Source organism: Micromonospora sp. LZ37 (assembly GCF_059359015.1).
Genome location: NZ_JCADBL010000007.1, coordinates 149,836 through 172,385, shown reverse-complemented (window position 1 = coordinate 172,385; position 22,550 = coordinate 149,836). Strand labels below are relative to the sequence as shown.

General features: G+C 75.0%; 15 protein-coding genes and 1 riboswitch. Of the genes, 6 read left to right on the top strand and 9 right to left on the bottom strand.

Going from position 1 to position 22,550, the window contains the following annotated elements; genetic code table 11:
• Positions 1 to 31 precede the first annotated feature (31 nt).
• The 6 genes from AC5L3Z_RS16640 to AC5L3Z_RS16615 form a co-directional block, all read right to left on the bottom strand.
• Entirely contained in the window at positions 32 to 2,113 is a 2,082-nt protein-coding gene (locus AC5L3Z_RS16640) for a YehQ family protein (protein WP_494843000.1), read from the bottom strand.
• Complete coding sequence (locus AC5L3Z_RS16635) at positions 2,110 to 3,222, bottom strand: VWA domain-containing protein (RefSeq protein ID WP_334526650.1); 1,113 nt, start codon at positions 3,220 to 3,222, stop codon at positions 2,110 to 2,112. The genes AC5L3Z_RS16640 and AC5L3Z_RS16635 overlap by 4 nt, the downstream gene beginning before the upstream one ends.
• The gene (locus tag AC5L3Z_RS16630) at positions 3,222 to 5,564 is read right to left on the bottom strand and encodes a DUF5682 family protein (RefSeq protein ID WP_494842998.1); all 2,343 of its coding nucleotides are present in this window, start codon (positions 5,562 to 5,564) and stop codon (positions 3,222 to 3,224) included. The genes AC5L3Z_RS16635 and AC5L3Z_RS16630 overlap by 1 nt, the downstream gene beginning before the upstream one ends.
• On the bottom strand, positions 5,564 to 6,667 hold the full coding sequence (locus AC5L3Z_RS16625) for an ATP-binding protein (RefSeq protein WP_494842996.1): 1,104 nt from the start codon (positions 6,665 to 6,667) through the stop codon (positions 5,564 to 5,566). Before AC5L3Z_RS16625 ends, AC5L3Z_RS16630 begins: the two co-directional genes overlap by 1 nt.
• Positions 6,664 to 10,287 (bottom strand): DUF4132 domain-containing protein, encoded by a 3,624-nt coding sequence (locus AC5L3Z_RS16620; RefSeq protein WP_494842994.1) that lies wholly within the window; start codon positions 10,285 to 10,287, stop codon positions 6,664 to 6,666. Before AC5L3Z_RS16620 ends, AC5L3Z_RS16625 begins: the two co-directional genes overlap by 4 nt.
• Before the next feature lie 137 nt (positions 10,288 to 10,424).
• Positions 10,425 to 12,371 (bottom strand): Xaa-Pro dipeptidyl-peptidase, encoded by a 1,947-nt coding sequence (locus AC5L3Z_RS16615; protein WP_494842992.1) that lies wholly within the window; start codon positions 12,369 to 12,371, stop codon positions 10,425 to 10,427.
• A gap of 179 nt (positions 12,372 to 12,550) precedes the next feature.
• On the opposite strand from AC5L3Z_RS16615, the gene AC5L3Z_RS16610 reads away from it, so the two are divergent.
• Positions 12,551 to 14,800 carry a WD40/YVTN/BNR-like repeat-containing protein gene (locus AC5L3Z_RS16610; RefSeq protein WP_494842990.1) on the top strand — a complete coding sequence of 750 codons (2,250 nt, stop codon included), beginning with the start codon at positions 12,551 to 12,553 and terminating at the stop codon, positions 14,798 to 14,800.
• 64 nt (positions 14,801 to 14,864) lie between these two features.
• Here the strand turns inward: AC5L3Z_RS16610 and AC5L3Z_RS16605 are convergent, their stop codons facing one another.
• Positions 14,865 to 15,092, bottom strand: a complete 228-nt coding sequence (locus AC5L3Z_RS16605; protein WP_334526633.1) for a hypothetical protein — start codon at positions 15,090 to 15,092, stop codon at positions 14,865 to 14,867.
• Between the two features lie 149 nt (positions 15,093 to 15,241).
• Here AC5L3Z_RS16605 and AC5L3Z_RS16600 point away from each other — a divergent pair, with 149 nt between their 5' ends.
• The 4 genes from AC5L3Z_RS16600 to AC5L3Z_RS16585 all read left to right on the top strand — a co-directional run bounded on the left by AC5L3Z_RS16600 (position 15,242) and on the right by AC5L3Z_RS16585 (position 19,074).
• On the top strand, positions 15,242 to 15,973 hold the full coding sequence (locus AC5L3Z_RS16600) for a histidine phosphatase family protein (RefSeq protein WP_494842988.1): 732 nt from the start codon (positions 15,242 to 15,244) through the stop codon (positions 15,971 to 15,973).
• Entirely contained in the window at positions 15,957 to 16,826 is an 870-nt protein-coding gene (locus tag AC5L3Z_RS16595; protein WP_494842986.1) for an NAD(P)H-hydrate dehydratase, read from the top strand. Before AC5L3Z_RS16600 ends, AC5L3Z_RS16595 begins: the two co-directional genes overlap by 17 nt.
• Before the next feature lie 146 nt (positions 16,827 to 16,972).
• Positions 16,973 to 18,457: a S8 family peptidase gene (locus AC5L3Z_RS16590; RefSeq protein ID WP_494842984.1), complete on the top strand. Its 1,485-nt coding sequence runs from the start codon at positions 16,973 to 16,975 to the stop codon at positions 18,455 to 18,457.
• Positions 18,458 to 18,573: 116 nt separating this feature from the next.
• On the top strand, positions 18,574 to 19,074 hold the full coding sequence (locus AC5L3Z_RS16585; RefSeq protein WP_494842982.1) for a hemerythrin domain-containing protein: 501 nt from the start codon (positions 18,574 to 18,576) through the stop codon (positions 19,072 to 19,074).
• Between the two features lie 51 nt (positions 19,075 to 19,125).
• Here AC5L3Z_RS16585 and AC5L3Z_RS16580 read toward each other — a convergent pair whose 3' ends face one another.
• A complete protein-coding gene (locus AC5L3Z_RS16580) occupies positions 19,126 to 19,992 on the bottom strand; it encodes a metallophosphoesterase family protein (protein ID WP_494842980.1) in 867 nt (288 codons plus the stop codon).
• Between the two features lie 59 nt (positions 19,993 to 20,051).
• Positions 20,052 to 20,858, bottom strand: coding sequence for an SDR family NAD(P)-dependent oxidoreductase (locus AC5L3Z_RS16575; RefSeq protein WP_494842978.1), 807 nt, complete (start codon positions 20,856 to 20,858; stop codon positions 20,052 to 20,054).
• Positions 20,859 to 21,011: 153 nt separating this feature from the next.
• A riboswitch (ZMP/ZTP riboswitch) is annotated at positions 21,012 to 21,101 on the top strand.
• Between the two features lie 17 nt (positions 21,102 to 21,118).
• Here AC5L3Z_RS16575 and AC5L3Z_RS16570 point away from each other — a divergent pair.
• Positions 21,119 to 22,537, top strand: a complete 1,419-nt coding sequence (locus tag AC5L3Z_RS16570; protein WP_494842976.1) for a glycine hydroxymethyltransferase — start codon at positions 21,119 to 21,121, stop codon at positions 22,535 to 22,537.
• The last annotated feature ends 13 nt before the right edge of the window (positions 22,538 to 22,550 follow it).

Here is a 22,550-nt window from a genome sequence, read left to right as displayed (position 1 = left end):
GCACGCGCCGTGGTCGCCCCGCGGCGGCCGCTCACCGGGACTCCGCGGCGACCAGCAGCCGCAGTTGCGCGTCCACCCAGGCGCGGACCGCCGCGTCGCCCGGCGCCGGACCGAGCGTCCCGGCCAGCGCGCGCAGCGCCGCCCCGCACCGGTCCAGCCCGGCCGCGGCCAGCGCCGCGCCGGAGGCGCGCAGCCGGTCGGGAAACCCGCCCGGCAGGTGCCGCAGCCCCGCGTGCGCGGCCTGCGCGAGCAGTCCCAGCCCCTCGCGCAGCGCGGCGTCGACCGGGTCCGGCGGCTCGATGTCCGCGCCGGCCAGCGCGCCGTCGCCGGTCCCGGCGGCGAGATCGGGTACGACCACCGTCTGCTCGGCCACCACGGCGAAGGGCTCGATGACCAGCCCACCGGGACCCCGCCGGACGGCGCCGCTGACGTACCGGGGGGTGCCGTGCGCGCCGGCCAGGGCGGCGGCGAGGGTGTCCAGCGCGGCCGGACAGACCGAGCGGTGCACCGCCGAGACGGTCGCGGTGCCGCCGGACGGGTCGGCGACCACCGCGTCGAGGCGCTGCTCGCCCGCGGCGTACCCGACGGCGCGTACCTCGGCGATCTCCACCACCCGCACCGACTCGGCGTCCGCGCGCGGGCGCAACGGTCGGGGCGGCAACTCGGCCAGGGCCGCGCCGAGCGCGGCGAGGTCCCGGACCAGCACGCCCGGTGGCAGCTCGCCCCACGAGCCGGCCCCCGGCGAGACGGTGGTCCGGGCGATCCGGCCGGCGGCGAACCGGATCCGCCCCGAGGGGCCCCGCACGGCGGACTCGGTGACCACGTTGCCGCCGGCCAGGGCGCCGACGGTGGTGCCGGCGACCCGACGGCCGGCCAGGTCGTGACCGGTGACCCGCCCGACGTCGGCGCGCGGCCAGTCCCGGCGCAGCACGAGCACGCCCGCCCCGGCCGGCTGGGCGAGGAAGACCTCGACGCCGAACTCGTCGGCCGACTCGCGTACCCGCGCGCCGAGCCCGGTGAGCCGCTGTCTGCGCAGCGGCGTCTCGGCGGGCTCGTCGGTGCCGAGCACCCGCTCCACCGGGCTGGCGCCCCGGTTCACCACCGCGCGTCGCCGGGCGGGCAGCTCCGCGAGCACCTCGGCCAGCTGGGCCGGTCGGTAGCGGGCGCCGCGGGCGGCGTACGCGTCGAGCTGCGCCGCCAGCTCGTCCAGGGCGAGCAACGGCCAGCGCAGCCCCGCGGCGTCCAGGTCGCGCCGGGCGGTGGCGAGGGGGGCCGCCGCGCCGGCACCGGTGTGCACCGCCCCGGCGAGCAGCACCTCCCCGGCCAGCGCGACCGCCCGGTCGAGCGCCGCGATGTCCACCTCGGCCGTCCCGCCGCCGACCCGGACCTGGGCCTCCCACAGCCCGGGCCGGTCCCGGTCCGCCACCCGGTACGCCCAGACCGCCAGCGCGACCGACTCCGGGCCGCCGTCGGCGGCGTCGGCGTGGGCGAAGGCGATCTGGTGCGGCACCAGGAACCGGACCGTGCCGGTGGGGAGCTCCACCTGCGGCACCGGGTCCTCCGCGGTGGGCCGGCGGACCCGGGCGACGTACCCGCGCCGGTGCCGGCGGCGGGCGGCGGCGAGCGCGGAGTCGCCGACCGCCTCGGCGAGTTCCTCGTCGGTGACCTCCCCCGGCGACCAGGTCTCGAACCGCCCCGCCGGCTCCGCCGCCTCGGCCGTGGGGACCGGGGTGCCCGGGCCGTCCGTGGGACCGGAGGCGCCGTCCGGGGCGGCCCCGGCGGGCGCGCCCGGTGCCGCCGGTGCGGCCGCACCGATGTGCCGCTGGTAGGCGAGGACGAGGACGAGCAGGTGACGGCAGATGCCCGGCGCGCCGCAGGAGCAGCTGCCCGCGCCGAGGCCGCCGCCCGGCGGCAGGCTGCTGCGGACGCCGTCGGGGTGCTCGGCGTACACCGTGCCGCCGTCGTCGGTGCGCAGCGCGGGTGCCTCGCCCCCGTCCACCGCCCTGCCGGCCCGCTTCACCAGGCCCCGGTTGGCGAGGGTCGCGAGCACCTCCGGGGTGAGCGCCAGCAGGTCGGCACGGACCACCGTCGCCCCCTCGGGCCGCCCGGTCACCGGCTGACCCGCTCGGCGACGAAGGCGGCCAGCTCGCCCGGAGTCATCGCGCCGACCCCGGCCCCGACATCGGCCAGCCGCTGCGCCATCGCCCGGTCGTACGCCGGGTTGGCCTCCTCGTCCAGCGCGGCCAGGCCGAGCACGTGGGTGCCCTGCTCGACCAGCTGCTTCACGGTCCGCACCAGCCGCGCCTCACTGCCGCCCTCGTAGAAGTCGGTGATCAGCACGACGATGGCCCGGCGCGGGTTCTCGATCAGCTGCGCCCCGTACGCCACCGCGCGGGCGATGTCGGTGCCGCCGCCGAGCTGCACCTTCAGCAGCAGCTCGACCGGGTCGTCCACGTCGGCGGTGAGGTCGACCACCTCGGTGTCGAAGGCGACCAGGTGGGTGCGGACGCCGGGCAGCCCCCACAGGCAGGCGGCGGTGACGGCGGCGTGGATGACCGAGCCGACCATCGACCCGGACTGGTCGACCAGCAGGATCACCTGCCACCGGTCCAGGTGCCGACGGGTGCGGGAGAAGAAGTGCGGGGTACGCACGTGCAACCGCCGCTCGTCCGGGCGCCAGTGCGCCAGGTTGGCCCGGATGGTGCGCCGGACGTCGAAGTTGCGGGCCTGCCGGAACCGGCTGGGCCGGCGGGCCCGGGCGCCGGAGAAGGACTGCCGCACCTCGGTGGCCATCCGCTCCATCAGCTGCCGGACCACGGTCTCGACGATCCGCCGGGCCAGCCGCAGCACCTCCGGATTCATCAGGTGCTTCGTCCGCAGCACCGCCCGCAGCAGGGTCGCGCTGGGCTCGACCCGGGCCAGCACCTGCGGATCGGTCACCACGTCGTGGATCTCGTAGCGCTCGACGGCGTCACGTTCCAGCCGTTCCACCGTCTCCCGCGGGAAGAGCCGGGTGATCTGGTCCAGCCAGTCGACCGTGGTCAGCAGCGACGGGCCGCTGCCGCCGCGGCGCACGTCCCGCCGGTCGAGTTCCTCGTCGCGTCCGTAGAGCCAGTCGAGGGCGGCGTCCCGACCCGCGGCAGCCTCGCCGAGCGCGCCGAGGCTGGCCTGGGCGGGCTCGCCGAGCACCAGCCGCCACCGTTCCAGTGCGGGGTCGGTCATCACGGGCCTCCGTGCGGGTCGGGCCCGTCGGAGAGCAGACCCTCCCGGGCGAGCAGGGCGTCGACCCGGGCGTCCAGCGCCCGGGCCCGGGCGACGAGCAGCGGGTCGACGTCGAGGCGCAGCAGCGTACGGGCCGGGTCGGCCGACCCGCGCAGGTCGATCACGTGCCGGGCGACGGCCTCCCGCTCGCGGGGCGGGAACCAGCCGAACGCCTGTCGCAGCGCGGGCAGCGCCACCAGGAAGTCGTGCGGGGACATCGCGGCGAGCAGGCCGTCGAGCACCGCGAGCAGCGCCCGGTCGCCGTCGACGACCTCCTCACGGGCCAGCGCGAACAGGCCGGCCAGCCAGTCGCCGAGCACCGTCGGGGCGGCGACGGCCCGGACCGCCCGGACCGCGTCGCCCCCGGCGCCGAGCGACCAGCGCAGGCCCAGGGCGGCGCCGCGCAGGTCCGGCGGGGCGGTCGGGTCGGCCGCGATCCGGGCGGCCACGGCCAGCGCCGGCGCGGCGTCGATGCCGAGTGTCGGGCCGGCGTACCGCAGGGCGTCGCGGACCGCGACCAGCGCCGCCAGCCGGCCGGGATCGGCGGGCGCGGTGGCCCCGCGCACCCCCTCGGCCAGCCAGAGCGCCCGGTCGACAGCGGCCGTGACCACCGCGCCGAGCGGCGCGGCGCCGGCGCTGCCGAGCAGCCGGTCGTGCCGCCAGAGGCCGAGCGCCACCGCCAGCGCCCGGCCCAGCGTGCGCAGCTCGGTGACCGCGCCGACGGCCTCGGCGATGGCCGCGAGCGCCCGCGTCGAGTGCGCGCGCAAGCCGCAGAGCGCGGTGTCGAAGAGCAGCCCGGCGAGGGCGTCGACGTCCCCGGCGACCAGGCTGATCCGCTCCTCGACCCGGGCGGTGACCGCGTCGAGCACGGTCGGGCCGTACCCGCCGGCCTCGATCAGCTCGGACAGCCGGTCCGGCGCGGGTCGGGCCGACCAGTGTTCGCTGAGCACCACGTCCGCGCCGACCCGCGGGCCGCGCTCACGGACGTGGCCGGCGACGCCGAGCAGCCGGAGCCGGTGCAGCAGCCGGCTGCGGTCCAGGTCGGCCGGGTCGGTGAGGTCGAGGTCGAGGTCGGCGGAGAGGTCGATCCCGTGCCGACGCAGCTCGACCTCGACGTCGCGCACCAGGGGCGGCAGCGGGGTGTCCGGGTGCAGCCGACCGGTCCGCCGGCCGCTGAGCGCGGCCACCATCTCCACCACCGCCGGGTGGGTGCCGGCGGCGAGCCGCCCCCGGGCGGTCCACGGCAACGGCTGGTCGAGCGCGTCGGAGACCAGGGCGGAGACCAGTCCGTCGAGCACGTCGACGCGGGCCGGGTGGGCGTGTCCACGCAGCCGGGCCAGGCCGCCGGCCATGGTCCGGGCGGCGACCAGGTCGGCGGTGGAGACCGGCTGCCGGCGGGCCCGCAGCCGGGTGGCGACCGTCTCGACGAGGGCGTCGGCGGCCCGCTCCGGGCCGTCCTCCCAGAGCCGCTGGTAGTACGCGGGCGAGGGCATGCCGGACTGGTAGCCGTCGAAGGCGTCCAGCCGTTTGAAGGAGTACGGCACCAGGTAGCTGCTGGCCACCGCGCCCGCGTCCGGCGCGGGCACCGCGGGCCAGCCGGCCTCGTCGACGTCCGCCCCGGCGGCGGCGGACCCGGCGGGCGGGGCGGCGTCGACCAGCCGGATCAGCGCCGGCCGGTGGAAACCGCCGGTGACCACCAGCACCGGGCGACCGCCGGCCCGGGACCGGGCCGCGCGCACCCAGCGCGCCATGTACGCCTCCCGCGCCGCGTCGTCCTCCCCCGCCTCGGACTCCCCACGCAGCAGGTCGAAGTAGGTGGCCAGCCGTTCGGCGAGCCCGTCGTCCGACCCGATCTCGAACAGGTGGTCCCAGAGGGCGTCCACGTTGTCCACGGCCAGGGTGGCGCAGAGCCGGGCCACCGCGTCGGCGTACCGCTGGTCGGCGTCGGCGTACCGGTTGGCGCGCCGGGCGAAGGCCGGATGCCAGGCGGGCAGGTCGATGAAGCGGACCTCCGCCCCGGCGGCCCGTCCCTCGGTCAGCGCCACCCACTCCGGGGAGTACCCGCAGAACGGGCTCCACGAGGCGTGCCGCCGCCCCGAGTCCCGGTACGCGGTGAACACGGCGATCGGCAGTTCGTGGCCGAGCAGCAGCTCGTCCAGCCGGTCGTTGAGGTCGACCGGCCCCTCCACCAGGACGTACGCCGGGCGCAGCGCCGCGATGGTGGCCGCCACCAGCCGGGCGCAGGCCGGGCTGTGGTGGCGGACTCCGAGGAACGTGACGCCGGCCGGATCACTGGTCGCCATCAGCCGGGCAGCAGGTGCCGGGCGTCGTGCAACGCCTGCCACTGCGCACCCCTGCGCCGGGGAACCCGCTGCTCCAGGTAGCGGCGCAGCCGGGCCAGGTCCTCCGGGTCGTCCTTGGCCGCGGTGCCGGCCAGGCAGGCGACCACGTCGGCGGCGTCGCCGGCCTCGCCGCGCAGGAACCAGCCGCGCAGCCCGACCGCGTGGGCGACCGAGACGGCCTCGGCGGTGCTCATCACCGCCGAGAGCCGCTCCATCGCCTCGCCCCGCTCGGTGAGCCCGGTGCGCAGCTCGCGGAACGTGGTGACCAGCACCTCCAGCACGTCGCGCCGGGGCGGCACGGCCACCCCGGAGCGCTGGAGCAGCACGGCCGCCTCCGCCTCGACCAGGTCCAGTTCGGTGGAGAGGTCCGGGATCGGAAAGACGGTCTCGAAGTTGAACCGTCGCTTCAGCGCGGCGCTCATCTCGTTGACGCCCCGGTCCCGGGTGTTCGCGGTGGCGATCACGTTGAAGCCCTCCCGGGCGAAGACCATCGCGTCCGGCCCGGGCAGCTCCGGCACGGCGAGGACCCGGTCCGACAGCGGGGAGAGCAGGCAGTCCTGCACCTCGAGGGGACAGCGGGTGATCTCCTCGAAGCGGACCACCCGGCCCTGCGCCATGCCGCGCAGCAGCGGTGCCGGCACCAGCGCCCGTGGCGACGGGCCGTCCGCCACCAGCAGGGCGTAGTTCCACGAGTAACGGATCTGGTCCTCGGTGGTCGCCGCGCCGCCCTGGATGGTCAGCGTGGAGTCCCCGCTGACCGCGGCGGCCAGCAGCTCCGACAGCAGCGACTTGGCGGTGCCGGGCTCGCCGACCAGCATCAGGCCGCGGCTGGTGGCGAGGGCGACCAGCGCGCGGTCGATCAGCGACGGGTCGCCGACGAACTTGCGGCTGACACCGGCCGCCGGGTCGCCCAGGATGAACCGTCGGGCCGCCCGCAGGCTCAGCGCCCAGCCGGGCGGGCGCGGGTCGGCGTCGTCGGCGCGCAGCTTCGCCAGCTCGTCGGCGTACCGCAGCTCGGCCGGGGGGCGCTGGGCCCGCTCGGCCGTCGGGTCGGTGGTGGTCACCGGACCACCTCCGCGAGGTCGCGCAGCACCTCGGAGGCGGTGACCTCGTCGAGGTCGCCGAAGCGCAGCCCACCGTCGCGCGAGTGCCACTCGCCCTCCGGGCGGTCGTTCACCCAGATCTCCTCCAACTTCTGGTCCGGGAACATGTCGACCACGCCGACCGCGATGCCCGGGTCGATGTTCACCACCACCGCCCGGTTGCCGGGCAGCTCCCGCTCCAGCCAGCACTGGACACCGGCGTCCTGCGGCTGGCCCCGGCGCCAGCCGCGCCGCTCCAGGCCGAGCAGCCGGCCGGCCGGGACGCTGAGCCCGACGTACCGCTTCAGCTGCCGCCCGTCGCGCTCGGCCGGGTCGAGCCGGTGCACCTCGCGGCCGAGCTGGGCGAAGGGCTGGAGGATCTCGTAGTCGGCGAAGAGCTCGGCCCAGGCGGGCAGCCCGCCGCCCAGGTGCAGCGGGTGGGCGATGCCGATCACCGCCTCCTCCGGCAGCGCGTACGCCTCGTCCTCGACGTCGGCCAGGCTGCGGTCCTCGGCGACCCGGAACGCGGTGCCCACCGCACCGGCGTCGTCGAAGGTCGCCCACACCAGCCGCCGGACGACGTGCCAGAGCAGCGGATGCTCCAGGAAGTGCCGCCGGAAGTCGGCCGCCGACCAGCGGCGCTGGGCGACCATCGCGGCCTCGAACCGGCGGATCTGGTCGGCGGCGAGGGTGCGCACGTCCTTCTTCAGCCCGCTGAAGCGCTGGTACGCGACCGGCGCGAGCGCCTGGTCGTCCCGGGCACCCGGCTTGGGCAGCTCCTTGCGCCGCGTTCCGGCACCGTCCACCACGTACGGCTTGAGCTGTTCGTCGAAGCCGACGGTGAACCGCCGCGGGCCGTAGTCGAGGACCAGGCTGCCGTCGGCGTCCAGCCCGAGGTCGGGGACCAGCCGGTCGCCGAGCTGCTCGGCGTCGAGGCCGAGGTCGGCGGCGACCTCGGCGACCTTCTGCGCGGCCCGCTCCCGCAGCCCGCGGAACTTGACCTTCTGCGAGATGCCCCAGAGGTGCATCAGCGCCACGTCGGTGCCGATCGCGGCGAGCACGTCCAGCCCGGTGACCGCCCGGGCGTGCCCACCCTCACCGGGCCAGGCCCGGATCACCGGGGCGAGCCGGCGGGCGGTCGCGTCGTCGCCGATCCAACCGAGCGCCAGCAGCACCCAGCCCTCCTTGGACGGGGCCCCGGCGGCCTGCCAGCGTTCGAAGAGCGCCCAGCCGAACTCGGCCAGCGACGCGCGGTCGCAGGCCTCGCGCACCCGGACCACGCCCGGGTAGACCTCACCCGGCTTGGAGATGGCAAGCATGGTGCAGAGGTGCCGCAGCGCGTCGGCGGGCAGCGCCGCCGAGCGGTCGCGCAGCAGCACCGGCGGCAGCAGCACCGGGTCCAGCCACTGTGGCAGGGCCGGGATGCGCTTCGGCAGCTGCTCCAGCGGGTCGGCGTCGAGCAGGGTGACCGTGGCGGCGACCACCGGCTCGCCGTACGACCGGGCGGCGTCCAGGACCAGCTCGCGGTGGTCGGTGGCGACCAGGCGCAGCGCGCGCTCGGCGGCCCGCCGGGCAGGGCCGGGCTGGCCGAGGGCCGCCGGGAGCAGCGCCCGCGCGGCGAACGCCGGGTGCCGCCGGAACCAGGCCAGGGCGGTGGTGCGGGCGGACTTGAGCCGCTCCAGCCAGTCGGCCATCAGGTCCGCGACCTCACCCGCGGCGTACGGCAGCAGCACCTCGCCGAGGGTGTGCGGGGCGATCCGGGCGACGTGCAGGGCGGTCGGCAGCGCGTCGGTCTCGAAGCGTCCGATCAGGCAGCGCAGCCACTCCTCGCCGTACCAGGTGGCCTCCGGGCGCCACCGGCGCAGCGACGGGCGGGCCACCCCCTCCGGGGCCCGGGTGTAGAACGGAATGGCCTCGCTGTCGCGCAGCCTGCCCTGCGCCGCCAGCGGCGCGAGGTCGGAGAGGTCCTCGCCGCGACGCCAGTACGCCAGGTACGCGGTCCTGGTCGCCGCCCACCGCTCGCGCTCCCCGGGCAGCCACTGCGTCGTGGCCTGGTCGGGGCGGGACAGGCCCGGCAGCGCCGGCGGGTCGGTCCGCTGGGGCCGGCCCAGCCACGGCGGGTCGACCAGCACCGGGGGCAGCCGGTCGGGGTCGGCGGGCGGGACCTCCGGACCCTGCTCGGCGCGGACCTGCTCCACCCGCTGCCGCTGCGCCTCGTCGAGCAGCGGCAGCGCGGCCTCGACCGCCGCCGGGTTGGTGATCACGTGCCCGCGCAGCAGGGTGGCGGCGTCCCGGGCGGCGGCGGTGTTCCCCCGCGCCGCGTCGGCGAGCAGGCGCACCCCGCGCACCGGATAGCGCCGGAGCATGTCCAGCACGCCGGCCTGGACGTACTTGCGGTCGAGGCGGTCCAGCAGCAGCCGCATCGCCTCGTCGCCCGGGAAGGCGGCGAGCAGCGACACCAGGCGCTGCCGCTCCTCGGCGCCGAGGTACTCCGTGTCGAACCACTCGGCCAGCACGGGGGCGAGCGCCGGCCCGATGGCGGCGGCGGCGGTGGTGAGCTGCGTCGCGTCGTACAGGAAGGAGTACACCGAGGAGTGGGCGGCGAATCGCGTGAACTGCGCCGCGTCGCCCGTGACACCCATCATGACCTCGATGAGTTCCCGGCCGGCGGACCGCTCGACCTCGGCGCAGTCCGCCGCCACCCAGTCGTCCTCGGTGGGCAGCAGGAACGAGCTGATCACCCGGTTCATCAGGCCGAGGTCACGGTACCCGGCCAGCACGGCGCGGGCGGCGGCGTACTCCTCGTCGGAGGCCACGGCGAGGTGGGCCCGGACCCGGACGAGCGCGCCCATCCGGGCGTGGCGGTGGGTCCAATCCGCGCTGCCGGCGGGGACCCGCAGCAGCTCGGGAGGGCGGATGCCGCGCGGATTGCCGGTGGTGAGCAGCGCCGATTCGGCCATCGCGTGGGTCGTGGCGACCAGCCCGTCCGTGGCGACCAGCAGGTCGGCGAGGACGCGACCCCGGTTGTCGCGGTCCCACCAGCCGCATTCGTGTGCGACGGCCACCAGCAGCACGGCCGCGCCCAGTGGCGTGTGGTCGCCCGCCCGGTAGGCCCGCAGCGCCGCGATCAGCTCCGGATCGCCATCGGTGGCCGAGAGCGCGTCGAGCTCCGGGGCGAGCGAGGCCAGCAGTTCCCCGCCGGCCTTGCGGGCCTTGTCGGCGGTGGGCAGCGTGGACCCGTGCGGGCCGCCACGGCGTGGCATGAGGGTGCGCCGCCAGGCGGCCGGCACCACGAAGGTCTCCTCGTCGGGCAGCTCGGCGGCGGGGTCGGCCGGGGCCGACGCGACCGGGGCGGCAGTCGCGGCGGTGGCAGTGGCGGCGGCCGTCCCGACGGGGGCGCCGGTCTCGACGTACCCCTTGCGGAGCTTCTCCGCGATCAGCTTGTCGGCGTGCCCGGTGGCCTCGGCTTCCGAGCCGAACTCCTTGACCTGGGTCCGCCCCTCGGTACCGATCCGTCCGTATCGGACGGTGACCGTCGCACCGGCCGCGACCACCTCCCAGAACTTCGCCGCGCTGCCGCTGACGTAGTCGAATCTGCGCACGCCGTCTCCTTGATCACCCGCGTTGTGCGGGGACCATAACCACACCCACCGACAGCGTCGGGTGGCGGCCGGGCGACCTCGGTCGGCCCGCCGCCGCCCCGGCTCGGAGGCGGCGGCGGGCCGGTCGGCGACCGTGGTCAGGACCGGTCGGGCAGCTGGCGCCGGTCGGGCGGGGCGGCGCGGCCGGTCGACGGGGCGGGAGCGGTGACCACGTCGGGCGCGACCGTGACCGGCGGCAGGGCGGCCGCGCCGGTGACGGGCAGGGTCAGCGCGCTTCGCCCGAGGTCCACCGTGACGGTGGCGTCCCGGTCGTCGGTCTCGGTGAAGCCCGGGTCGCTCTGGGCCAGGACCAGACCGAGCACGTGGCCGGCCGGCAGCACCGCGTCGTACGCGTTGAGCGGCAGGGTGACGGTGTACCAGCGGTCCGGGCGCAGTGGACTGGCGAACCGCAGGGACCGGTGGTGCGCCGCGTCGAGCCAACCGCGGGTGAGCACGCCGTGGTCGGTGACCGCGGTGATCTCGGCGGTGTCCCGGTAGCAGGCGTCGTCGACCTCGGTGGACTCCCCCCAGCACGACTCGGTGGCCAGCGTCCGGACCCCCTCGGAGGTGCGGTACTGGATCCGTTCCGCGGTGCCGTAGTCGACGAGTCGCGCGCTCAGCGCGGTGGTCGGCCGGTCGACCTTGATCCGCAGGCGCACCGAGGGGGTCCCGGAGATCCGCAGCGGCGTGGTCAGCGCGCCGGAGAGGAACACCAGCCGTCCGGCGCGGGCCGTCGTCGGCTCGGTGACCACCTGCGGCTCGGTCAGCGACTCGTCGGTGTACGCCCGCACCACGCCCCGGCTCGCGCCGCGACCGCCGAGCGTGCCGGTCGTGCCGTCGCCGGCGCCCAGGGCCACCCGGACGTGCCGGGTGCCCGGGGCGGGCCAGTCCCGCTCCTCGGTCCAGACCCCGGGGGCGGTCTCCAGGGTGGCCCGCGGCTCCCGCATGACCCCGTTGGACAGGCCCTGGAGCCAGTAGTCGAACCAGCGGTGCAGGGTGGCCACCCACTCGGCCCGGCGGACGTCGAACGGGTCCTCGTGCCCGGCCTGGTAGAGCCAGAGCTTGCGCGGCACGTGCCGGTCGGCGAGCGCGTCCCACCAGCGGGCGAACTGGCCGGTGGTGACGTTGAGGTCGTTGACGCCGTGCGCGACCAGCACGCTGGCCCGGACCTGCCCGACCGAGCGGCGGTAGTCCCGCTCCGCCCAGTAGGCGTTGTAGTCGCCGGTCTCCTCCGCGCTCTCCGCGCGCAGCCGGGCGAGCAGTGCGGCGCACGCCTCGGCGGGCCGGCCGTTGACCACCTGATGCAGGTAGGCGGGGTAGTCCGACGCCCGCAGCAGGCCCCGGTAGCGCTGGTAGTCGTACCAGCTGGAGATGGCGGAGATCGGCACGATGGTCGCCAGGCCGCGCACGCCGGTGGCCGCCACCCCGTTGGCGACCGAGCCGTCCCACGACTTGCCGATCATGCCGACCCGGCCGGTGCTCCACGACGCGGTGACCGGCCGCCCGTCCAGGGTGAAGCCGCGGGCCCGGCCGTTGAGCCAGTCCACCACCGCCTTCGCCCCGGCCACCTCGGCCCGGCCACCGACGTCCTGACAGCCGGTGGAGCGGGCGGTGCCGGCGAGGTCGACCGCGGCGAAGGCGTACCCGCGGGGGACGAACCAGTTGTCGTAGAAGAGCGGTGCCTTGGCGATCACGCCGTTCGCGTCGTACGTCTTGCGTTCGCTCTCGTTGCCCCGGCCGCAGCAGTGGTAGTACGGCGAGGCGTCCATGATGACCGGCACCCGGACGCCGGCCTGCGCCGCCTCGCGGGGCCGCACCAGGTCGACCACGACCCGGTCGCGCACCCCGTCGCCGTCGGCGTCGGTCGGCGTCTCGACCTGGACGCTCTCCCGGACGGCGTCGGCGTAGGAGTAGACCGGCACCGTGTGGTCGCCGACGATGTGCGGCGGGTCGGGCGCGGCGTGGGCGGGGGCGGTGGGGGCGGCCGTGACCAGCAGCGCCGTGAGGGTGGCGGCGGCCAGCGCCCGGCTCCGGGCAGGCGTCATCGTGGTCCTTCCGACGGGTACGGCAGGTCAGGCCATTCCACCTCATCGATGCCACTCCTGCCTAGTGTCCCGTGTCGACCCGGTCACTTTCGGCGACGCCGGAGGGTTGACCATCGACATCCGCCTTCGTAACGTTCGGCGGGACCGTCGACCCTCCCTCCACCGGCGAAGGGACCTCCGTGGCACGACGACGTACCCTCTCCCTGATCCTCGCGGCGACGCTGCTCTCCGGCGGCGCCGCGGCCCTCTCCCCCACCGGCGCCGGCGCCTCGCCGCCGCGGCCCGACGACGAGTACCGGCCGGTGCGCGGGCCCTCCGCCCCCGCCGAGTACCGCTACCTGCAGAAGACCGTGCGCGGCGAGGCGCTGCCCCGGCACGCGTACGACGCCGCGGCGCGGGCCGCCACCCGACTGCCCGCCGTCGGTGGCCGGTGGACCCCGATCGGGCCGACCAACATCGGCGGCCGGATCACCTCGCTCGCGCTGGACCCGCACCGCCCCGACACCGTCTACGCCGCCGCGGCCAGCGGCGGGGTCTGGGTGAGCCGCGACGCCGGCAACCGCTTCGCACCGGCCTGGCCGGACGGCTGGACCCAGGCGATGGGCGCGGTGGCGACCGGCCCGGACGGCACCCTGTACGCCGGCACCGGCGAGGTCAATCCGGGCGGCGGCAGCATCACCTACGAGGGCACCGGCCTCTACGCCTCCCGCGACGGCGGAAAGAACTGGCGGTCGCTGGGCCTGCGGGACTCCGGCGCGATCGGCGCGATCACCGTCGACCCGGCAGACCCGAAGCGGATCTTCGTGGCCGCGGCCGGTTCGCTCTACAACGGCGGCGGCGACCGGGGCGTCTACCGCTCCACCGACGGCGGGGCGACCTGGCAGCGGATCCTCGCCGGGGCCAACGAGTTCACCGGCGCGACCGAGGTGCTGATCGACCCGCGCGACGCCGACCGGCTCTACGCCGTGCTCTGGGACCACCGCCGCACCCCCGACCTGCGCACCTACGGCGGGGTCGGCTCAGGGGTCTACCGCTCCGTCGACGGCGGGACCACCTGGGCGCGCCTGGGCGGTGGGCTGCCGGCGGCCGGGCCGGAGGTGGGCCGGATCGGCCTGGGCCAGTCCGCCTCGGACCCGGACCGGCTCTACGCGATCGTCAACTCCACCGCCGGCCCGTTCGCCGGCTTCTACGGCAGCGACGACGGCGGCGACGCCTGGACCCGGCTGCCGGACACCCCCGAGCTGACCACCTCGCAGTCCACCTTCGGCTGGTGGTTCGGCAAGGTCTGGGTAGACCCGGACGAGCCACAGCACGTGCACGTCGCGGGCGTGCCGCTGCTGACCACGAAGGACGGCGGGCGGACCTGGACGGCCGACAGCAGCTCCATCCACGTCGACCACCACGCGATGATCTGGGACCCGCGCCATCCGCAGCGGGTCTACCTCGGCAACGACGGGGGGACGTACCGCTCCGACGCCGACGGGGACGGCGGCTGGGTGAAGGCCACCCACGAGCCGTACACCCAGTTCTACAGCGTGGCGATCACGCCGCAGGACGTCAGCCGGATCTCCGGCGGCACCCAGGACAACGGCTCGCTGCGCTCCTGGGGCGGCCCCGCCTTCAACGAGTACCTGGGCGGGGACGGCGAGGAGAACCTGATCAACCCGACCGACAAGGAGAACGTCTACGCCTGCTACCAGTACGGCAACTGCTTCTGGTCGGTCGACGGCGGCGAGACGATGACGTACTTCGGCAACAAGGTAACCGGGGCCCGGCGCAACTGGTTCACCCCGGTGGTCTTCGACCCGCGGAACCCGGCGGTGATGTACTACGGCGCGAACGTGCTGAACCGGTCGACCGACGGCGGCCGGACCTGGACGGCGATCAGCGGCGACCTGACCGGCGGACCGGGGCGCGACCCGATCTACACCAACTACGGCACCATCACCACGATCGCGCCGGCCGGGGACGGCCGGACCGTCTACGTCGGCACCGACGACGGCCGGGTCTGGGTGACCCGGGACCTGGGCGGCTCCTGGCAGCTGCTGCTCTCCGGGCAGCCGTGGGTCACCCGGATCGTGGTCGACCCCCGGCGGGCCGACCGGGTGTACGTGACGCTGTCGGCGTACCGGTCCGGCTCCCAGCGGCCGTACGTGCTCGGCTCGCTCGACGGGGGCCGGCACTTCCACGACCTCAGCGGCACCCTGCCCAAGGCGCCGGTCAACGACCTGGCGATCGGCAAGGGGCTGACCCTCTACGTCGGCACCGACCAGGGCGTGTTCGTCAGCCCGACCGGCGGCGGGGTCTGGCTGCGCCAGGGCCGCGGCCTGCCGCTGGTCCCGGTCGACGACATCGAGTACGACGGCACCAACCACCGCCTCGTGGCGGGGACCTTCGGCCGGGGCATCTACGCCGTCCGGGTTCCCTGAGTGTCGCGGCCGCCGGGACCGGACGCGACGAGGCTGCCGCGTCCGGCCCCGGCGGCGCGGGTGCTCAGCGCCCTTCCTGCTGCATGCGCGTCATGAGCATCTGCTTGGCCTGGTCACCCGCCTTGCGGTTGTTCTCCTGGATCTTGCGGAACCAGGTGGCGAGTTCCGTGTCGCCCCGCTGCTCCGCGTCCGCGATGTAGGTGTCCATCCGGTAGATGTTGTCCAGCGACAGCTGCAGCGTGTGGATCAGGTCGTAGTTCTTGTCCTTCACCGGGCTCTTCTGTTCCTTCACCGCGGTCGCCACGGCGTACCTCCCCTGTCTCGGTTTCCGAACGGGCCAGCGCTTACCCGGCCCCGGCCCGTTCACGCCCGGGAGCCGGTCGCGGACTGCCGGCCGCGCCGAACGGTTACCGGGCGGCCCGCTCGGGTACGGGTGGCCGCATGGCGGAACTGGCAGCCCTCTGGATCGTGCGGCACGGCGAGAGCACGGCGAACGTCGCCGCGACGGCGGCGGAGACGTCCGGCGCGGACCTGATCGACCTGACCCATCGGGACGCCGACGTGCCGCTCTCCACCACCGGCGAGGAGCAGGCCCGGGCCACCGCCCGCTGGCTCGTCGGCCTGCCCGAGCAGCGCCGCCCGGACGTCGCGGTGGTCTCCCCGTACCTGCGAGCGGTGCGGACCTCGGAGCTGGCGCTGGCCGGCACCGGCATACCGGCCAGCCAGGACGAGCGGCTGCGCGACCGGGAGCTGGGCATCCTCGACGGCCTGACCGGACACGGCGTGCAACGCCGCTTCCCCGAGGAGGCGGACCGCCGCCGGCGGCTCGGCAAGTTCTACTACCGCCCGCCGGGCGGCGAATCCTGGACCGACGTCGCGCTGCGGCTGCGGGCGCTCCTGGGCGACCTGCGCCGCGACCACGAGGGTGGACGGGTGCTGCTCTTCGGCCACGACGCGCTGGTCTTCCTGCTTCGCTATCTGGTGGAGGGGCTGACCGAGGCGGAGCTGATGGCGTTGACCCGGGAACACGTCATCGCCAACTGCTCGGTGACCGGCTGGTCGGCCGACGCCGACGGCCGGCTCACCCTGGACACCTTCAACGACGTCCGTCACCTGCGCCAGCAGGGCGCCCGCCCCACCAGGGAGGACGAGGTCCATGCCGAACCGGTCTGAGACCCGGGTCATCACCCCGCAGGTGCTGCGGGACTGGGCGCTGCCGGTGCCGACCGGCGGCAAGGAGCACCGCGGCACGGTGCTGGTGGTCGGGGGTTCCCGGTTCACCCCCGGCGCGGTGCTGCTGGCCGGGGTGGCCGCGCTGCGGGCCGGCGCCGGCGTACTACAACTCGCCGCCGCCGAGTCCACCGCCGCCGCGCTGAGCATCCAGGTGCCGGAGGCGCTGGTCGTCGGGCTCCCCGAGACCCCGGACGGGGCCGTCGCCGGGGATCCCGGGGAGCTGCTCGGCGGGCTGGTCGGCAAGGCCGACGTGGTCGCGGTGGGCCCCGGCCTCAACGACATCGACCAGACCCGGACGCTGCTGCACCTGCTCCTCGACGCGGCCGGGCCGCAGACGGCACTGGTGCTCGACGCGTACGCCCTGGGTGCGCTCAGCCACGAGCCGGACCTGCTGGTCGGCTCGGGCCGGCCGGTGGTGCTCACGCCGAACCTGACCGAGGCGCGGCACCTGCTCGGCCGGGAGCCCGGCGCCGACCTCGACGCCGACGCACGCGAACTGGCCACCCGGTACGACGCGGTGGTGTCGCTCTACGGCCACATCGCCACCCCCGAGGGGGACTGCTGGCGGGAGGAGAGCGGCGACGCCGGGCTGGGCACCTCGGGCAGCGGCGACGTGCGCTCGGGGCTGCTGGCCGGGCTGCTCTCCCGGGGCGCGGGGCCGGCGCAGGCCGCCTGCTGGGCGGCGTGGGCGCACGCGGTCAGCGGGCAGCGGCTGGTCCCCCGGTACGGGCGGATCGGCTTCCTCGCCCGCGAGCTGCTCGACGAGATCCCGCACACCCTGGCAACCGTGTGACGGTCGCCGCCCGACCCAACGGGTGTGTGTAACGCCACACCATCGGCGCGCGCTGTAATCCCGGAAGGGGCACCCTGCCCTCTTCCCGCCGGTCGCTCCCCCGCCAGGGGTCGCACCCGGCTGGAAACAGCCCCCTGGGAGTCTGTGTGAAGAACCTCCGTCGCAAGACACTGGCTGCCGCGTCCGCCGTGGCCCTGGGTGTCGGCCTCGCCGTCACCGGCGGGCTGGCCCCGGCGGCGGCCGCCGGCCCGGACACCACCTTCCTGGTCCTGGCCCCGCAGGGCGCCACCACCGGGAAGGCGGCGGCCCGGGTGGCCGCCGCCAAGGGCACCGTGGTGGCCAGCTACGACCGGATCGGCGTGCTCGTCGTCCGCTCGACCAACCCCACCTTCGTCACCGACGTGGCGGGCGCTGGGGTCGAGTCGGTGGCGTCCACCGCCGGCCTGGGCACCGCTCTCGACGAGGGCGAGACCGTCGAGGTCTCCGCGGCCGAGGCGGCGAACGCCACCGCCGACCCGACCAAGGAGCCCCTCTTCGGCCAGCAGTGGGACATGCCGATGATCGACGTCCCGCAGGCCCACGCCGTCAACGCCGGCAGCGCCGACGTGGTGGTGGGCGTGCTGGACAGCGGCATCTCCAGCAGCCACCCCGACCTGGCCACCCAGATCGCCAAGGACAAGAGCACGTCCTGCATCGGCGGCACGGTGGACACGACCGAGGCCGCCTGGAACCCGACCACCTCCGACCACGGCACCCACGTGGCCGGCACCATCGCCGCCGCGGTCAACGGCGTCGGCGTGACCGGTGTCGCCCCGGGCGTCAAGGTCGCCGCGGTGAAGGTGGTCAACGACGACGGCTACATCTTCCCCGAGGCCGCGGTTTGCGGGTTCATGTGGGCCGCCGAGCACGGCATGCAGCTGACCAACAACAGCTACTACATCGACCCGTGGGAGCTGAACTGCCGCAACGACGCGCGCCAGCGTCCGGTGTGGCAGGCGGTCCAGCGGGCCATCCGTTACTCGTCGAGCAAGGGCGTGCTGAACGTGGCGTCCGCGGGTAACTCGAACTACGACCTCGCGCACAAGATCTCGGACTTCGGCAGCCCGAACAACGGGACGCCGGAGGAGCGGGAGAACCTGACCAACGCCTGCCTCGACCTGCCGGCCGAGGCGCCGGGCGTGGTGACCGTCTCGGCGGTCGGCCCGACCGGGGAGAAGAGCTACTACTCCTCGTACGGCCAGGGCGTCATCGACGTGACGGCGCCGGGTGGCGACACCCGCTTCCGCACCCAGGGCGCGCGCTCGACCCTCACCGACGGGATCCTGTCGACCACCTTCAACACGACGACGAAGACCAACGGTTGGGGCTACAAGCAGGGCACCTCGATGTCCGGCCCGCACGCGGCCGGCGTCGCGGCGCTGGCCGCGTCGGCGCACCCGGGCATGAGCCCGGGCCAGCTGGCGGCGTTGCTGGAGCGTACGTCCGAGGCGCGGTCCTGCCCGGAGGGCGTCTACAACCCGGTGCCGCTGATCGCGGCCGGCCCCACTGCCTACAACGCGACCTGCTCCGGCGGCGAGCGGAACGGCTTCTACGGCGCCGGCATGGTCAACGCGCACAACGCGGTGAAGTAGCAGCAGCACGGCACGACCAGTGGTGGGGCCCGGCGGAACACGCCGGGCCCCACCCGTTTTCGCAGCTCACCCTCGGGGTACCGGGTCAGACGTCAGCCGAACAAGGAGGTCAACCGGTGTCCACCGATGCCATCGTCCTGCTCAAAGAGGACCACAAGGAGATGCGCCGTCTCTTCAAGGAGTTCCAGAAGGCCGAGGACGGTCCGGCCAGCAAGCGCCAGCAGCTGGTCACGCAGATCCTGGAGGCCCTCACGGTGCACACCTACCTGGAGAACGAGGTGATGTACCCCGAGGTCCGCAAGCTGCTGCCGGATCTGGAGGACGACATCCTCGAGTCGTACGAGGAGCACCACGTCGCGGACGTGCTCTGCGCCGAGCTGGCCACCATGGACGCCTCCGACGAGCGCTTCAACGCCAAGACCACGGTGCTGATCGAGAACGTCGAGCACCACGTCGAGGAGGAGGAGCAGGAGTGGTTCCCGAAGGTGCGGGAGGCGCTCGGCCGTAACCAGCTCCAGGAGATCGGCCAGCGGATGATCGACATGCGGGCCGACGCGCCGCGCACCCCGACCGCCCCCAAGGCGATCAAGAAGTCCGTCGACGCGATGACCGCCTGAGCCGGTGCGACGTGATCCGAGGCCCGGCCGCCGGCCGGGCCTCCTCGCGTCTCACCAGGCCGTGGGCGGCGTACCGGCCGGCGCCGGCAGGATCCGGCGCACCCGCCCCGGGGGCACGGACCGACGCCGCCACTCCCGGGGGTAGCCGACCGACACCTCCTCGAAGCGCACCCCGTCGTACCAGGTGGTGCGGGGGATGTGCAGGTGCCCGTAGACCACCGCGGCGGCGGCGTAGCGCCGGTGCCAGTCGGCGGTGGCCTCGGTGCCGCACCACTGCGCGAAGATCGGGTAGCGCAGGACGTCGGTGGGCCGGCGTACCAGCGGCCAGTGGTTGACCAGCACCGTCGGCAGCTCCGGGTCCCGCTGGTCCAACCGGCGGGCCGTCTCGGCGACCCGCGCCGCGCACCAGTCCTGACGACTCGGGTACGGATCGGGGTGCAGCAGCATCTCGTCGGTGCAGACGATCCCCGCGCGGTACGCCTCGGCCAGCGCCGCCGCCCGGGTGTCGAACCCCGGCGGCCGCCAGCTGTAGTCGTAGAGCAGGAAGAGCGGGGCCACCAGCGCCGGCCCGCCGGCACCCCGCCACACCCGGTACGGGTCCTCCGGCGTGACCACGCCGAGGCGTCGGCACACCTCCACCAGGTGCCGGTAGCGCTCCACCCCCCGCAGGGTGACCGGGTCCGCCGGTGGGGTCCAGAGCTCGTGGTTGCCGGGCGCCCAGATGACCGTGTCGTACCGCTGCGCGAGCAGGCCGAGCGCCCACTCCACGTCGGCGACGGTGTCGGCCACGTCCCCGGCGACCAGCAGCCAGTCCCGCGGCGACTCCGGTCGCAGCGCCTGTACCAGGGCCCGGTTCTCCGCGTACCGGATGTGCAGGTCGCTGATGGCGACCAGGCTGCCGTCGCCGTCCTCCCGCATCCGCCGATCGTACGCAGGCCGCCCCCGCAGCGCGGGGCACGCGGGGCGGCGCGGCGGTATCAGTCGGCCGAGCCCGGCTCGGCCATCTTCCGGTGCTGCTCGGACTTGAGCCGGTCCGGGGTGAACCGGGCGGCGGCCGCCTGGACCTTGTTCTTCAGCGAGCCGGCGACGACCTTCTGCTCGCCCTTCATCATCGCCTGGAAGCCCTGCGCGGCGACCGTGGCCGGGTCGTCCTTGCTGCCGGCGCCGACCCGGGTGTCCTCCATCTCGGCCCGCTCGAAGAACTTCGTGTCGGTCGGGCCGGGCATCAGCGACGTGACGGTGACCCCGGTCTCCTTCAGCTCGTTGCGCAGCGCCTCGGCGAAGGACTGCACGAACGACTTCGAGGCGTTGTAGACCGCCTGGAAGGCCCCCGGCATGGTCGAGGCGATCGACGAGGTGAACAGCACCCGGCCGGCGTCCCGCTCGACCATCGCCGGCAGCAGCCGCTTGGTCAGGTGCACCGTCGAGGTGACGTTCACGTCGATGATGTTCAGCTCGTCCCGCAGGTCGGTGTCGCCGACGAACGCCCCGCCGGCGCCGCGCCCGGCGTTGACCGCGAGGGCGTCGACCGGGCGGCCGGTCGCGCGGACGGCCTCGGCGAGCGCCTCGACGCCGGCGTAGGTGGCCAGGTCCACCCGGACCGGCCGCACCTGGGCCCGACCGTCCCGGCGCAGGTGCTCGGCCGCCTCCTCGATGCCGGCGTCCTCGGCGGCGATCACCACGTCGTACCCGTGCGCGACGAACTGGCCGGCCAGCTCGTACCCGATGCCGCTGAAGGCGCCGGTGACCACGGCCAGCGGCCGCCCGTCGGTCGGTGCGCTCATCTGCCTGTCCCCTCTCGTCCACAAACCGCTCGTGCCGGACGGCCCTACCGGTGCAGTGCCCTGCACACGGGCGGCCAACCACGCGGGCGGCCGACCATGCCGGCGGGTCCCGGAGGCGGACCGGAGCCGCCCATCGGCGACCCGGTAGGATCGTCGGCGGGCCGTGACTGGCGCGTGGGGATGGAGCACCATCGGGAAGCGGTCCCGTCATGAGGACGCACGCCGAGCGCCTGGGCCTTCCGCACGTAACTGGAGGTCGCATGTCGCTGAACGCCGAATCCACCGCTTTCCGCAGCGCGCTCGAGGTGATCCGCGCCGTCGAGCCCCGGGTGGCCGACGCCATCGGCGCCGAGCTGGCCGACCAGCGCGAGTCGCTGAAGCTGATCGCCAGCGAGAACTACGCCTCCCCCGCCACCCTGCTGGCGATGGGCAACTGGTTCAGCGACAAGTACGCCGAGGGCACCGTCGGCCGCCGCTTCTACGCCGGCTGCCAGAACGTGGACTCCGTCGAGGCGCTCGCCGCCGAACACGCCCGCGAGCTGTTCGGCGCGTCGCACGCGTACGTGCAGCCGCACTCCGGCATCGACGCAAACCTGGTCGCGTTCTGGGCGATCCTGGCCGACCGGGTGGAGTCCCCCGCCCTGAAGAAGGCCCAGGTACGCCAGGTCAACGACCTCACCGAGGCGGACTGGTTCGCGCTGCGCCGGGAGCTGGGCAACCAGCGGATGCTGGGCATGTCGCTGGACGCCGGCGGCCACCTCACCCACGGCTTCCGGCCGAACATCTCCGGCAAGATGTTCGACCAGCGCAGCTACGGCACCGACCCGGCCACCGGGCTGGTCGACTACGACAAGGTCGCCGAGGCGGCGCGCGAGTTCAAGCCGCTGATCCTGGTCGCCGGCTACTCGGCGTACCCGCGGAAGGTCAACTTCCGGATCATGCGGGAGATCGCCGACTCGGTCGGCGCCACCTTCATGGTCGACATGGCGCACTTCGCCGGCCTGGTCGCGGGCAAGGTCTTCACCGGCGACTTCGACCCGGTGCCGCACGCGCACATCGTCACCACCACCACCCACAAGTCGCTGCGCGGCCCGCGCGGCGGCATGGTGCTCTGCGGCCCGGAGCTGGCCGACCAGGTCGACCGGGGCTGCCCGATGGTGCTCGGCGGCCCGCTGCCGCACGTGATGGCCGCCAAGGCGGTCGCCCTGGCCGAGGCGCGGCGCCCCGACTTCGCCGATTACGCCCAGCGCATCGTCGACAACGCGCAGGCCCTCGCCGAGGGGCTGACCCGTCGGGGCGCGAAGCTGGTCACCGGCGGCACCGACAACCACCTGGTGCTCATCGACGTCACCGGCTACGGGCTGACCGGCCGGCAGGCCGAGCAGGCGCTGCTCGACTCGGGCATCGTCACCAACCGCAACTCGGTCCCGCAGGACCCGAACGGCGCCTGGTACACCTCGGGCATCCGGATCGGCACCCCGGCGCTGACCAGCCGTGGGCTGGGCGTCGCCGAGATGGACCAGACCGCCGAGCTGATCCACACCGTGCTCAGCCAGACCACCTCGGGCGAGTCCAAGGCGAAGTACGTCCTCGACCCGGCGCTGGCCGACAAGGTCAGCAAGCAGGCCAACGAGCTCCTCGCCGGTTTCCCGCTCTACCCCGCCGTCGACCTCGGCTGACCCGCACCACCTC